Source organism: Streptomyces sp. GMY02 (genome assembly GCF_019056675.1).
GTDB lineage: Bacteria > Actinomycetota > Actinomycetes > Streptomycetales > Streptomycetaceae > Streptomyces > Streptomyces odonnellii.
Genome location: NZ_CP077658.1, coordinates 7,177,265 through 7,191,312 on the forward strand (window position 1 = coordinate 7,177,265; position 14,048 = coordinate 7,191,312).

The 14,048-nt window shown below is 70.3% G+C and carries 12 protein-coding genes; 5 read left to right on the forward strand and 7 right to left on the reverse strand.

Annotation, left to right across the window (positions count from 1 at the left end; all coding sequences use genetic code 11):
* Positions 1-9 precede the first annotated feature (9 nt).
* Together KQY30_RS30560 and KQY30_RS30565 are read left to right on the forward strand one after the other, a co-directional pair.
* Complete coding sequence (locus KQY30_RS30560) at positions 10-405, forward strand: DUF742 domain-containing protein (RefSeq protein WP_046507199.1); 396 nt, start codon at positions 10-12, stop codon at positions 403-405.
* Positions 386-1,000, forward strand: a complete 615-nt coding sequence (locus KQY30_RS30565) for an ATP/GTP-binding protein (protein ID WP_217309767.1) — start codon at positions 386-388, stop codon at positions 998-1,000. Before KQY30_RS30560 ends, KQY30_RS30565 begins: the two co-directional genes overlap by 20 nt.
* A gap of 134 nt (positions 1,001-1,134) precedes the next feature.
* Here the strand turns inward: KQY30_RS30565 and glpK are convergent, their stop codons facing one another.
* The 4 genes from glpK to KQY30_RS30585 form a co-directional block, all read right to left on the reverse strand.
* Positions 1,135-2,655, reverse strand: coding sequence for a glycerol kinase GlpK (glpK, locus tag KQY30_RS30570; protein WP_217309769.1), 1,521 nt, complete (start codon positions 2,653-2,655; stop codon positions 1,135-1,137).
* 95 nt (positions 2,656-2,750) lie between these two features.
* Positions 2,751-3,515 (reverse strand): MIP/aquaporin family protein, encoded by a 765-nt coding sequence (locus tag KQY30_RS30575; RefSeq protein WP_217309771.1) that lies wholly within the window; start codon positions 3,513-3,515, stop codon positions 2,751-2,753.
* Positions 3,516-3,737: 222 nt separating this feature from the next.
* Positions 3,738-4,103 carry a DUF962 domain-containing protein gene (locus KQY30_RS30580; RefSeq protein WP_217309773.1) on the reverse strand — a complete coding sequence of 122 codons (366 nt, stop codon included), beginning with the start codon at positions 4,101-4,103 and terminating at the stop codon, positions 3,738-3,740.
* A gap of 44 nt (positions 4,104-4,147) precedes the next feature.
* Entirely contained in the window at positions 4,148-4,987 is an 840-nt protein-coding gene (locus KQY30_RS30585) for a M15 family metallopeptidase (protein WP_217309774.1), read from the reverse strand.
* A 79-nt stretch (positions 4,988-5,066) separates the two neighbouring features.
* Here KQY30_RS30585 and KQY30_RS30590 point away from each other — a divergent pair, with 79 nt between their 5' ends.
* The gene (locus tag KQY30_RS30590) at positions 5,067-5,597 is read left to right on the forward strand and encodes an NUDIX domain-containing protein (protein ID WP_217311411.1); all 531 of its coding nucleotides are present in this window, start codon (positions 5,067-5,069) and stop codon (positions 5,595-5,597) included.
* 99 nt (positions 5,598-5,696) lie between these two features.
* On the opposite strand, the gene KQY30_RS30595 is transcribed toward KQY30_RS30590, so the two are convergent.
* On the reverse strand, positions 5,697-8,045 hold the full coding sequence (locus KQY30_RS30595; RefSeq protein WP_217309776.1) for a TIM-barrel domain-containing protein: 2,349 nt from the start codon (positions 8,043-8,045) through the stop codon (positions 5,697-5,699).
* Between the two features lie 270 nt (positions 8,046-8,315).
* Here KQY30_RS30595 and KQY30_RS30600 point away from each other — a divergent pair, with 270 nt between their 5' ends.
* Positions 8,316-10,301, forward strand: a complete 1,986-nt coding sequence (locus tag KQY30_RS30600; protein WP_217309778.1) for an acetoacetate--CoA ligase — start codon at positions 8,316-8,318, stop codon at positions 10,299-10,301.
* A gap of 259 nt (positions 10,302-10,560) precedes the next feature.
* Entirely contained in the window at positions 10,561-11,424 is an 864-nt protein-coding gene (locus KQY30_RS30605) for a hypothetical protein (RefSeq protein WP_217311412.1), read from the forward strand.
* Between the two features lie 153 nt (positions 11,425-11,577).
* Here the strand turns inward: KQY30_RS30605 and ptsP are convergent, their stop codons facing one another.
* Together ptsP and KQY30_RS30615 are read right to left on the reverse strand one after the other, a co-directional pair.
* Positions 11,578-13,248, reverse strand: coding sequence for a phosphoenolpyruvate--protein phosphotransferase (gene ptsP / locus KQY30_RS30610; protein WP_217309780.1), 1,671 nt, complete (start codon positions 13,246-13,248; stop codon positions 11,578-11,580).
* Positions 13,249-13,338: 90 nt separating this feature from the next.
* Positions 13,339-13,788 carry a PTS glucose transporter subunit IIA gene (locus KQY30_RS30615; RefSeq protein WP_217309782.1) on the reverse strand — a complete coding sequence of 150 codons (450 nt, stop codon included), beginning with the start codon at positions 13,786-13,788 and terminating at the stop codon, positions 13,339-13,341.
* Positions 13,789-14,048 lie beyond the last annotated feature (260 nt).

Sequence of the window (14,048 nt, forward strand, 5' to 3'; positions counted from 1 at the left end):
TGGCCTGGGATGAATGACGCGGGTCAGGATCAGCAGCACTGGTTCGACGGCGAGGCCGGACCAGTAGTACGTCCGTACGCGATGACGCGCGGCCGCACCAGCAGCGCGACGCGCCACCGGCTCGACCTGATCGCGATCGTCGTCCCCGAACCCACGGCCGGTGACCCCGGCCGGGACCAGACGCTCTCCCCCGAGCATGTGGAGATCGTAGAACGCTGCTCCGCCAGCCCTCAGTCGATCGCCGAACTGTCCGCGAGCCTGGACCTCCCCGTCGGAGTGGTCAGGGTGCTGGTCGGTGATCTGGTCGAGGACGAGATCGTGCATGTAACCCGTCCCGTTCCGCCGGCCGAACTGCCGGACGTGAACATTCTCCGCGAGGTGATCAATGGTCTACGGGCGCTCTGACCACGGACGGCGTCCGGTCGAACCGGTGACGCTGAAGATCCTGGTCGCGGGCGGCTTCGGGGTGGGCAAGACCACCATGGTGGGCGCGGTCAGCGAGATCCGGCCGCTGCGTACCGAGGAGATGCTGAGCGAGGCGGGCCGGCCCGTCGACGATGTCGACGGTGTCGAGGGCAAGACCACCACCACGGTCGCCATGGACTTCGGCCGGATCACCCTCCGCGAGGACCTGGTGCTGTACCTCTTCGGCACCCCGGGCCAGGACCGCTTCTGGTTCCTCTGGGACGAGCTGGCCCAGGGCGCCCTCGGCGCGGTCGTGCTGGCCGACACCCGGCGCCTCGCCGACTCCTTCGCGGCGGTCGACTACTTCGAGCGGCGCGAGATCCCGTTCACCGTCGCGGTCAACTGCTTCGAGGGCTCGGGCCGGTTCCCGGCCGAGAGCGTACGGGCGGCGCTCGACCTCGATCCCGAGGTGCCGCTGGTGATGTGCGACGCACGTGAGCGCGAGTCCGTCAAGGAAGTGCTGGTGACGGTCGTCGAGCACGCCATGACGCTCGCGACACGGCAGCGCGAGCACGCGGCGGCCGTCACCACCTGAGCGAAGCCGGACGCCCTGAACGACGCCGGACGCCGTCGGGGAACGAGGGCCGTACCCGCGCCACCGGGGCGGAGCACGGCCCGTACCCCCGCCACCGGCCGGAGCACGGGCCGTACCGTTCCACGGGGGCCTCGCTACTCCGCGGCCCCCGCCTCCTCGTCCTGCCAGCCGAGGCTGCGCTCCACCGCCTTGCGCCAGTTGGCGTACTCGCGCTCGCGCGCCTCCGCCGCCATCGTCGGCGACCACTCCGCGTCGCGCTTCCAGTGCGCCTTCAGCTCGTCCAGATCCGACCAGACCCCGGTCGCGAGCCCTGCCGCGTACGCCGCACCCAGACAGGTCGTCTCCGAGACCCGCGGTCTGATCACCGGCACGCCCAGCACATCGGCCTGGTGCTGCATCAGCAGATTGTTGGCGGTCATCCCGCCGTCGACCTTGAGCGTGGTGATCCGTACCCCCGAGTCCTGGTACATCGCGTCGACCACCTCACGCGTCTGCCAGCTCGTCGCCTCCAGCACCGCACGCGCGAGATGCGCCTTGGTCACATAACCCGTCAGCCCGGTGATCACCCCGCGCGCGTCGGAGCGCCAGTACGGTGCGAACAGCCCGGAGAAGGCCGGTACGACATAAGCCCCGCCGTTGTCGTCGACACTCGCGGCCAGCTCCTCGATCTCCCCGGCGCTCCGGATGAGGCCGAGCTGGTCACGGAACCACTGCACCAGCGCCCCCGTGATCGCGATCGACCCTTCCAGACAGTAGACGGGCGCCTCCGAGCCGATTTTGTAGCCGAGGGTCGTGATGAGGCCGTTCTTCGACGCCACCGGCCGCTCACCGGTGTTGAGCAGCAGGAAGCTGCCCGTGCCGTAGGTGTTCTTGGCGGTGCCCGTGTCGTAGCAGGCCTGGCCGAAGACCGCCGCCTGCTGGTCACCGAGCGCGGACGCCACCGGCACCCCGGCGAGCGGGCCGACGGCCGTCCCGTACACCTCGGCCGAGGACCTGATCTCCGGCAGCACGGCCTCGGGGATGTTCATCGCCGCGAGGATCGCCGGATCCCACTGGAGGGTCTCCAGATTCATCAGCATGGTCCGGGAGGCGTTGGTCACATCGGTGACATGCACCCCGCCGTCCGTACCGCCGGTCAGATTCCAGATCAGCCAGGAGTCGAGCGTTCCGAAGGCGATCTCGCCGCGCTCGGCCCGTGCCCGCAGTCCTGGTACATGATCGAGCAGCCAGGCCGCCTTGGGCCCGGAGAAGTAGCTCGCCAGGGGCAGTCCGGTGGCGTTCCGGAACCGGTCCTGGCCGTCCTCGCCGCCGAGTTCACGGCAGAGCGCGGCGGTACGGGTGTCCTGCCAGACGATCGCGTTGTGCACCGGCCTGCCGGTCGCCCGGTCCCACAGGACGGTCGTCTCCCGCTGGTTGGTGATCCCCAGCGCGCTGAGCTGGTCGGCGCGCAGCCCGGCCCTGGTGAGGGCCCCGGCCACGACAGCCTGCACCTTCGACCAGATCTCGGTGGCGTCGTGCTCCACCCAGCCGGGTTTGGGGAAGATCTGGCGGTGCTCGCGCTGGTCGACGGCGACGATCGCGCCGTCGTGGCTGAAGATGATGCAGCGGCTCGATGTGGTGCCCTGATCGATGGCGGCGACGAACTTCTCCGTCATGGTGTCCCTTTGCTGATCGGCAAGTCGGCAAGTCGGCAAGTCGGTAAGTCGGCGAGCGGGGTTCGGTGAGCGGGGTCCGGGGGAAGAGGCTGGCTTCAGAACGCCGCGTTGAAGACGACTCCGGCGAGGACCCCGCCGATGAGCGGCCCGGCCACCGGAACCCACGAGTAACCCCAGTCGGAACCGCCCTTGTTGGGGATCGGCAGCAGCGCGTGCGCGATCCGCGGCCCCAGGTCGCGGGCCGGGTTGATGGCGTAGCCGGTGGGTCCGCCGAGCGAGAGACCGATGCCCACGACGAGCAGCGAGACCAGCAGGATGGAGATCCCGGAGCCGTACACTCCCGCGTTGCCGGGGCCGGGGAGTTCGCCGATGCCGATGCCCGCGTTCTTCCCGAAGGCCAGGATCGGCAGGACCAGCGCGGTCGTCGCGATCGTTTCGGTGACAACGTTGGCGACCGGGCTGCGGATCTCCGGCGCCGTCGAGAAGATACCGAGCGTCGGCTGTGCCTGCCCCGCGTCCGAGTTGGCCCGGAACTGCGCGTAGTACGCCAGCCAGCACAGCACCGCGCCGAAGACCGCGCCGGTCATCTGTCCCAGGATGTAGAGAGGGACCTTGTCCCACTCGCCCGTGTCGACCGCGATCCCCACGGTCACCGCCGGGTTGAGATGCCCGCCCGACAGCGGCGCCGAGGTGTACGCGCCCGCCAGTACGCCGAAGCCCCAGCCGAAGGCGATCACCACCCAGCCGGCGTCCTTGGCTTTGGAGTGGCGGAGTGTGACCGCGGCGCAGACTCCCGCGCCGAAGAGGATGAGTATGGCCGTTCCGATGAATTCACCGACGAATATGTCCCCATTGCTCAATGCGGCTCCTAGACCTGGCCCGGAGCCTTGCCGGCCCCGGATCTCCTGATGAGCGTGCTGAGCGCGCCGGACTTGCGACGCTGACGGTGATCAGGAAGTGTTCACCGGCCGGTGAGGGAGCGTCAAGGTCATTGACAGCAAGCGCTGTTCAGGGACGGTCTTGACAGAAGCGAACGGAACGTAAGGCTCCGGGGGCCGGAGTCAGTTGGGGGAACCGTCGGTTCAGGAGTGCTCGGTGTGCTCGGTGTGCTCGGCGAGCCACTTCTCCGCGATCTCCGCCAGCTCGCGGTCGCGCCCCGCCAGCATCATCCGGATCATCTGCACATCCCCGCGCAGGGACCAGGCCGGATGCCCGAAGCTCGCCGGATTGTTCTTCTCGATGAGGAAATGCGCCGGCCAGGCCGTCCCGTACCCGATCAGCGGCAGGGCCGCCGCATACCGCTTCCGCCCGCGCGCCAGACCGTACGCGGTGATCGCGAGCCCGGTGAGCGTGCCGGTGAGATGGACCCAGCGGGTCGCCGCCTTGGAGTGCATGGCAACGTAGTAGGGCCAGAATTCCTCGTACGAATCAAACTCTCGCTCCGCCATGAGGGCACCGTAACCGCCCGCGCGAGAACGGGAAACGGGTACCGTCAGTTCCGTACGACCGAACGCCACGCCACCGGGAAGTCGAAGTACGTGTCCGGGAATGTCTCGGGCTTGTGGGTGAAGTGCCACCATTCCTCGGGCAGATTGGTGAACCCGGCCTCGGTCAGCGTCGTCTTCAGTAACTGCCGGTTGGCCCGCTGCCCGTCCTGGACACGCGGATCATCCGTGTGGGACAGCGTGTCGAAACAGTCGAAGCCGGTACCCATGTCCACCGAATTGTCCGGGAATCGCTCGGCCTCGGGACCGTAGCAGGGTGCCAGTTCCTCGCCCGGGACATACGGCCGGGTCGGCAGCGCGGGCAGCTTCACCAGAGTGAGGTCCACCGTACTGCCCCTGCTGTGCCCGGACTTCTCCGCGATGTAACCGTCCGCGAACAGGCGCGACTTGTCGACCCGCGGATAGAACTCCGCCTTCATCCGCTCGTCCTGGAGATCCTTCGCCCACCGTACGAAGTGATCGACGGCCCGCTGCGGCCGGTAACAGTCGTACACCTTCAGCGAATAGCCCTTCCGCAGCAGCCGGTGCTGCGCCTGCCGCAGCGCCTGCGCGGTGGACCGGGTGACGATGCACGTCGGCTGTTCGTATCCGTCCACGGGCTCGCCCAGGAAGTTGTGGGGAGTGAGATACCGCATCTCCTGAATGATCGTCGGCGCGACCGTCCGCAGAGCCACGAACTCCTTGGGCGCGACCGGCTCCGACGAGGCATGGGCCGAGGCATGGACAGCGGGTGCGTTGACGGTCGCGGTGGCGGCGAGCAGCACGGCGGCGGCCGAGCCGGCCAGACCGCGGAGCATGGACCGGAGTCCGGGCTGAAGTCGTGTCATGAGCACCTTCGTCTATCAGCTTCCGGGGCTCCGGGGAAGGGCGATCGGATACAGTCCGCGCGTGTCCGAGTCCCAGAACATGCCGCTGCCCGGTGAGAAGCCCGTCGCCAACTCCCATTGCGGAAGCTGCGGTACGCCGTATCCGGCGGCGGCCGGCTGGCCGCGTACCTGCGCTGCCTGCGGCGCCACCGCCTACCGGAATCCACTGCCCGTCGCCATCGCGCTGCTGCCGGTGAGCGACGACCGGGGCGGCGGTCTGGTCGTCATCACACGCACCATCGAGCCCGAGTACGGCGGGATCGCACTGCCCGGTGGATTTATCGACTACGGCGAGGACTGGCGGCACGCGGTCGTACGGGAGTTGCGCGAGGAGACCGGAATCGAGTCGGACGGCGCGGACGTACGACTCGCCGACGCCCTCAGCTCGCCCGCCGGCCATCTCCTTCTGTTCGGCCTGCTCCCGGAGCGGCGGGCCGACGAACTGCCGCCCTCGCGGCCCACGGACGAGACGTCCGGCTGGCACGTCCTGCGCGCGCCAGCGCGGCTGGCCTTCCCGCTGCACACGGAGGCCGTACGGTCCTGGTTCGCGGGCCGGTACGACACGGCCTGACGCGCGGGCCGACCAGGAGCCCCGCCCGCAGCCCCAGGACCGGCCCCGACAGCACCCCCGACCCGCTCACCGCCCCCTGCCCGGCACCCTTGCTGTGCGCTACCGCCCCCGGACCCGTACCGGCCACTCCGGTTCCGCCGTGCCCTCCTCCGTCACCCGCTTCACCCGCACCTCGCCGTCCACCATGCGCGAGGTGTACCGCTCCACCTCCGCCTTCTCCCAGCCGTCCCCCGGGTCCCGCACCACCAGACCGCCGCCCGCGCGCCCCACCGCCGGAGCCCATGCCTCCAGCTCCGGCCCGCCGTCCGCTCCCCGTACCGGGATCACCGCACCCGCCCGCGCCAGTACCGGGATACGGGACCGCGGTGCCTCCAGCGTCACCTGACCGGGACCGTCGTACACCTGCTCCGTGGCCGTGTCGTACCAGCTCCCGCGCGGCAGCCGCACCGTCCGCCGGTGCGCACCCCGCTCCAGGACCGGCGCCACCAGCAGCGAGTCCCCGAGCAGAAACGCGTCCTCGCAGTCGCGCAGCGCCCGGTCCTCCGGCGCCCCCCACCACAGCGGCCGGGCGTACGGCGCGCCGGTCAGCCGGGCGAGCTGGGCCAGCGTCACGAAGTACGGCCTCAGCCGCTCCCGTTCGACGAGCGCCGCCCGCGCGTACTCCAGCACCTCGGTGCCGAACTCCCACGGCTCCCTGCGCCCCGCGTCGATCGCCGCGTGCGTACGGAACAGCGGCAGATACGCCCCGAGCTGGAACCAGCGCAGATACAGCTCCGGAGACGGGCTCCCGTCGAAACCGCCCACATCGGGCCCCGAGTACGGCACCCCGCACAGCCCGAGCCCCAGCACCAGCGAGAGCGACGCGCGCAGCCCCGGCCACCCCGTCGCCACATCGCCCGACCAGGTACCGCCGTACCGCTGCATGCCCGCCCAGCCGGAGCGCGAGAAGAGGAAGGGACGCTCGTCGGGACGCAGCCGCCGCAACCCCTCGAAACCGGCCCGCGCCATGGTCAGCCCATACACATTGTGGGCCTCACGATGGTCCCCGCCCCTGCCCTCAAGCCGGTGCCTGGCCGAACGCGGCAGCGTCGTGTCACCGAACGGGGCGAACGACACCGGCTCGTTCATGTCGTGCCACACCCCGGCGAAGCCCTGCGCCAGCCGCTCCTCGTAGAGCCCGCCCCACCAGTCGCGCACCGCGGGATCCGTGAAGTCCGGATAGACGCACTCGCCCGGCCAGACCACGCCCTGTATGTCCCGCCCGCGCGCGTCCTGGACAAACGCCCCGGCCGCGGAACCGCTGTCGTACACCGCGTTGCCGCGCTCGGCCTTCACTGCGGGATCGACGATCGAGACCAGCCGCACCCCGTCCGCGCGCAGTTCCTCCGCCAGCCCCGGCAGATCGGGGAAATGCTCGCGGTCGACGGTGAAGACCTGATGCGCGTCGTAGTGATCGATGTCGAGATGGACCGCGGACAGCGGCAGCTCGCGCTCCCGGTAACCGGCGACGATCCGCCGCACCTCCCGCTCGCTGCCGAAACCCCACCGCGCGTGCTGCGGACCGAGCGCCCAGGACGGCGGCGGCGTGGCCGCTCCGGTCAGCGCCGTCCAGGCGTGCAGGACGCGCGCGGGCGTACCGATCACCACCCAGCAGCGCAGCGGCCCGCCGTCCATCCGCAGCTCGCTCGTACCGGGCCGGTCGTGCCCCGAACCCTCGCCCTCCTCGCCCTCCCGGAGGGTGACCCGGCCGTCCCAGGAGTTGTCGTGGAACGCGAGATGCGTCCCGCCGTCGGCCACCACGAGCTGGACCGGCATCGTCACATACAGCGGATCGTCCTCGGGCCCGAAGCGGCCGCCGGGATCGGTGTTCCACAGCCGGTACGTACCGTCCCGCAGCCGTGGCCCGGAAGCCCGGCCGCCGAGCCCGAAGAACCGCGCGTCCGCCGCCACCTCGGTCCGCTGCACCCAGCGCGCCGGACCGCCCGCCACCGGCTCCCACCAGCGCGGCGGCAGCTCACGGCGCAGCACCACACCGCCCGGCGTACGGACCTCCACCCCGCCGTGGCGCGAGACCGCCACCGTCACCCGCTCCGACACCACCCGCCAGCCGCCGTCCGTGTCCGGCTCCAGAGCGGCCCGGGTGTCCGGCTCCGGCGGGGCGCCGGCCAGGGCGTACGACGGCAGCGGCTCCGCCCCGTCCCACCCCCAGAACACCGCGCCGCCCACCGTGACGCACACATGCAGCTCCGCGCGCGCGAACCGTACGGTGCCGCCGCCCGGCAACGGCTCCGCTCCGCTCACCGGCCCCGGCACCCTGGCCCGCTCCACGCCGCGCGGTGCCAGCTCTCTGGCGTCCGTACGCCGTTGGCGCCACGCCGACCGTATGGCGCGCAGCCCCTGCACCGAACCGACAACTCTCATCGAACGCACCAGTTCACGACCGTCCATGCTGCTCAGCCTGCCATCAGGCCCGGGGGCGAGGTGCATCGTTCAACTCCCGTTCACCCGTGGCGGGAGCACATATCCCGACGGCTGACCATGGGTGATGACACCTGGTGCGAGGGTCGATCCCATGGCATCGTCCCTGTCAGCCGCGTCACGCGCACACCCACGCACGTGCGCGACCGACGCACACCAGCGTCGAGCAGAAGCGTCGAGCAGAAGCGTCGAGTACACAGCGCCGGACACCTCGGCGCCGAGCCCGCCGGGAGCCGCCCCATGACCGCAGCAGCAAGCCCCGAACCCCTCTGGCAGCCGGATCCCGATCGTATCGCCGCGGCACACGTCACCCGCTTCCAGACCTGGGCGGCCGAGCGGTACGGAGCACCGGCCGAGGGCGGATACGCGGCGCTGCACCGCTGGTCCGTCGACGAACTCGACACCTTCTGGAAGGCCGTCGCCGAATGGTTCGGGGTGCGCTTCTCCACTCCGTACCGGCAGGTCGTCGGTGACCGCACCATGCCCGGCGCCCAGTGGTTCCCCGGCGCCACCCTCAACTACGCGGAACACGCCCTGCGCACCGCCGAGGACCTGGCCCACGCACATGACCCGGCCATTCTCCATATGGACGAGACACATGAGCTGCGCGCGGTGAGCTGGTCCGAGCTGCGCCGTCAGGTGCTCTCCCTCGCCACCGAACTGCGCGCCCTCGGTGTACGGCCCGGCGACCGCGTCAGCGGCTATCTCCCCAACATCCCCGAAGCCGCGATCGCCCTGCTCGCCACCGCCGCCATCGGCGGGGTCTGGACCTCCTGCGCACCCGACTTCGGCGCCCGCAGCGTCCTCGACCGCTTCCAGCAGGTCGAACCCGTTGTGCTGTTCACCGTCGACGGCTACCGCTACGGCGGCAAGGAGCACGACCGTACGGGCACCGTCGCCGAACTCCGCCGCGAACTGCCCACCCTGCGCGCCGTCGTCCACGTACCGCTCCTGGGCACCCCGGCCCCTGAGGGCGCTCTCGAATGGGCTGACCTCACCGCCGGAACGATCAGCTCGTCCGAGGGCGTTTTCGAACAGGTCCCCTTCGACCATCCGCTGTGGGTGCTCTACTCCTCGGGCACCACCGGACTGCCCAAGGCCATCGTCCAGTCCCAGGGCGGCATCCTCCTGGAGCACTTCAAACAGCTCGGCCTCCACTTCGACCTCGGCCCCGAGGACCGTTTCTTCTGGTACACCTCCACCGGCTGGATGATGTGGAACTTCCTTGTCTCCGGCCTGCTCACCGGCACCACGATCGTGCTGTACGACGGGAGCCCCGGGTACCCGTCCGTCGACGCCCAGTGGGGCGTGGCCGAGCGGACCGGCACCACCGTCTTCGGCACCTCCGCCGCGTATGTGATGGCGTGCCGCAAGGAGGACGTCCACCCCGGCCGCGACCACGACCTCTCCCGGGTGACCTGCGTCGCCACCACCGGCTCACCGCTGCCCCCCGACGGCTTCCGCTGGCTCCATGACGCGGTGGCCGAGGACCTGTGGATCGCCTCCGTCAGTGGCGGCACCGACGTGTGCAGTTGCTTCGCCGGGGCCGTCCCCACCCTCCCCGTCCACATCGGCGAACTTCAGGCGGCCGGCCTCGGCACCGACCTCCAGGCCTGGGACCCCCAGGGCAAGCCCGTCATCGGAGAGGTCGGCGAACTGGTTGTCGCCGCACCCCTGCCGTCCATGCCGGTCCGCTTCTGGAACGACCCCGACGGCAGCCGCTACCGGGACAGCTACTTCGAGATGTACCCCGGTGTCTGGCGCCACGGCGACTGGATCACCGTCACCGACCGCGGCTCGGTGATCATCCATGGCCGCTCCGACTCCACCCTGAACCGGCAGGGCGTCCGGATGGGCTCCGCCGACATCTACGAAGCCGTCGAACGCCTCCCCGAGATCCGTGAGTCCCTGGTCATCGGCCTGGAGGAGCCGGACGGCGGCTACTGGATGCCGCTCTTCGTCCATCTCGCGCCGGGCGCGGTCCTCGACGACGCCCTGCGCGCACGCGTCAAGGCGACGATCAGGGAGCAGCTCTCACCGCGCCATGTCCCCGACGAGATCATCGAAGTGCCCGGCATCCCGCACACGCTGACCGGCAAGCGCATCGAAGTCCCCGTCAAGCGCCTCCTCCAGGGCACGGCCCTCTCCAAGGCCGTCAACCCGGGCTCCGTCGACAACCTGGACCTGCTGCGGTTCTACGAGGAACTCGCCCGCACCCGTCACTGACCGCACCCGTCACTGACCGCACCCGTCACTGACCGGACCTGCCACTGACCGGTCCCGTCAGTGACCGCCACAGTCGGAAGCCCATTGTCAGACCCCTCGGTTACGGTGAGTGAGTAGTGACCGACAGTATTCAGGACAGTACCCAGGGGGAGACATGACGCACACCGAGCAGCACCGGCAGACCGGACAGCGGCGGCGGACCGGCGGCCCGAGGAATTCCGGGCCCGGCCACCCCGCGCCCCAGCCGACGGCCAGGACGATGCGGCGCAGACTGCGCCGCGAAGTCCCCAGCACGGTCGGCCTGCTCGCCGACGAACAGGACTTCACCACGATGCGGCGGTACAGCAGCTTCCCCTTCGACGACCACGCCGGCTATCTGCGGCAGATCGACGGCCTGCTCACCTCCCTGGCCTCCCAGGGCGTCCACACCACCGTCGGACTCCTCGACCCCGAGGAGTACGCGGAGTACTGCGCCGAGACCGGGCTCGACCCGGACTCGCCGGTCAGCCGCAGCCGCTTCATCGCCGGAATCCCCGCCACCGGCGCCGCCGTCGCCTATACGGGCCAACCGCTCGACCGGCTCGTCCCGCTGCTCATCGGCACCGCCGCCCGCAAAGCGACCTGGGAGTACGCGACGACCGTCCTGGCCGATCTCGGAGAGTGCGCGGACTGCGGCCAGGACATCGGACGTGCCGCCTTCGACCGGGCCTCCCACACCCTCGTACGGCTTCTCGAAGGAGCCGGACCCGGCACGCACCACCTGGTCTGCAGCGTCCCCGCCGCCGGCGAACAGCTCCTCGCCGTCCTCCACGCGGACCGTCCCGAAGGAGCACCCGCGCTGCTCGACTCCTCCGAAGGCGCCGAATTCGTCAGCCTGCTGGCCCTGGGCATCGCCCTGGAGAGCCCCGGGGGCGTGGTCCTCCGTACGACACGACCCGACAGCCCCGACCGTCTGCACGGCTGGCGCCTCCACCGCGACACTCTCGTACCGCTCACCGAGGCCGAGGTCTTCAACGCCTACTGCACCGACGCCGACACCGGAGAGCCACTCCCGCCGGAGCCGGACGTCGAATACCGCGCGGGATTCGACCTCCATCTCGACGACACCGGCACCCACCACTGAACTACCCGTCACCGAACTACCCACGACTGAACTACCCGCCACCGAACGCGGGAAGGGGCTTCTCGCCACGCCCCGGCGAGAAGCCCCAGCTCTCAGTTCCCGTCTCAATTCCCGGCCGGAAGCCGGTCATTCGGGATCATCGGCGAGCACGGATCACTCGCCGGACAACACCGCCTGCGCGGCCTTCCTGGCCTCGTCAGCGGTGTCCGCGGCGCGCGCGGCGGCAGCGGCACGCTCGCACTGCGCGAGCGTGTGCTGCGCGAGCGCCGACCGTACATACGGAATCGACGCCGCGCCCATCGACAAGGAGGTCACACCCAGCCCGGTCAGCACACAGGCGAGGAGCGGATCGGAGGCCGCCTCACCACACACCCCGCAGCTCTTGCCCTCGGCCCTGGCACTCTCGGCCGACATCGCCACCAGATCGAGCAGCGCGGGCTGCCACGGATCCTGCAACCGCGACACCGCACCCACCTGCCGATCCGCGGCGAAGGCGTACTGCGCCAGGTCATTGGTCCCCAGCGAAAGGAACTCGACCTCCTGAAGAATCGAACGAGCCCGCAGCGCAGCCGACGGAATCTCCACCATGGCACCGAACTTCGCGCTCAGCCCCGCCTCACGGCAGGCGTCCGCGAACGCCTTCGCGTCCGTACGGTCCGCCACCATCGGCGCCATGACCTCCAGATGCACCGGAAGCCCCTCGGCGGCCTTCGCCAGCGCGGTCAACTGGGTCCGCAGCACATCGGGATGCTCCAGCAGACTCCGCAGACCACGCACCCCCAGGGCAGGATTCGGCTCGTCGGCGGGGGTGAGGAAGGCGAGGGGCTTGTCCGCGCCCGCGTCCAGCACCCGTACGACGACCCGACCCTCCGGGAAGGCCGCCAGCACCGTCCGGTACGCCTCGACCTGCTTCTCCTCGGACGGCGCCCGCCCGCTGTCGTCCAGGAACAGAAACTCCGTACGGAACAGCCCGACGCCCTCGGCACCCGCCTCGACAGCGGCCGGCACATCCGCGGGACCACCGATGTTCGCCAGCAACGGCACCTGGTGCCCGTCCGATGTCGCACCCGGCCCGGTGGCAGCGGACAGCGCGGCCTTCCGCGCGGCAGCGGCCCGTTCCAGCTCCGCCCGCTTCTCCGCGCCCGGCTCGACGAAGATGTCACCGGTACTGCCGTCGACCGCGATCACCGTGCCCTCGGCCAGCTCCTGCGCACCCGGCAGCGCCACCACCGCGGGCACCCCGAGCGCCCGCGCCAGAATCGCGCTGTGGCTCGTCGGCCCGCCCTCCTCGGTCACAAATCCCAGCACCAGAGCCGGATCGAGCAACGCCGTGTCCGCGGGCGCCAGATCGCGGGCGATCAGTACGTACGGCTGGTCGCTGTCCGGCACCCCCGGCATCGGAACGCCGAGCAGCCGGGCGACGATACGATTCCGCACGTCATCCAGGTCCGCGACCCGACCGGCCAGATACTCACCGGCGTTGGCGAGCAGCGCGCGGTACGAGGCGAACGCGTCGTACACACCGCGCTCGGCCGTACTCCCCACCGCGATCCGCCGGTCCACATCGGCCATCAGCTCGGGGTCCTGAGCCATCATCGCCTGTGCCTCAAGGACGCCCTGGGCCTCGCCGCCGGCCAGATTGCCGCGAGCGATGAGATCCGCCGCCACCGCCTCGACGGCCTGGCGGGCCCGCGCCTGCTCCCGCTCCGCGTCCTCCGCCGGAATCTGCTTGGCCGGCGGCTCAAGCATCGCGGTCCCCATATGCCTGACCTCGCCGATCGCCACCCCGTGACTGACCCCGACGCCTCGCAGCGTTGTCTTCATCTCATCCGTCTCCGGTTATGCGGCGAGCAGGCCGCCGCGAGGGAAGTACGACCAGCGCCCCGCGCTCGTCCCTGACATACGGCATCGGTGTCACTGCCATCCGAACAGTGTGTCGCCGTTCTTCACCTCGCCGTCCTCGCGGACGTCGGAGAGGGCTTCGGCCGTGGCTTCGAGCGCGACAACGGGGCAGATCGGTGACTTGGCCGCATCCTCGACGGCTGCCGGATTCCAGCGCACGACCCCCTGACCACGCGCGACCGTGTCCCCCTTCTCGACGAGCAGCTCGAACCCCTCGCCATTGAGCTGCACGGTGTCGATCCCCAGATGCGTCAGTACGCCATGGCCCTCGGCGTCCACAACGACAAAGGCGTGCGGATGCAGGGAGACGACAACACCGTCAACCGGAGACACCGCCTCGCTGGGCTCCCGCACTGGATCGATGGCGATACCGGGGCCGACCATCGCGGCGGCGAAGACGGGGTCGGGCACGGCGGCGAGTCCGATGACTCGGCCTGCCAGCGGGGCGGTCACGAGGGTCATGGGGTGCCTCCCAGGGGCGGGGGGTTGGGTCCGCTGTCACCGTCCGTGAGGGGACAACGTGCTGTTCAGAAGGGTAAGTCATAGGAAGTGCCGGTTCCGAGGGAGACCAGCCGGTTGGCGGACCGTGCGGCAGGCCGGAAACGATTTGCCTGTGCCGGTCGACGGCATGTAGGGTCGAACCCCTGCCTGGCCCCAGCGCGACTTTGAGTCGGGGGTCGGCGGTATCTATCAATTCTTGATCCCAACCCGGATGTGGATTC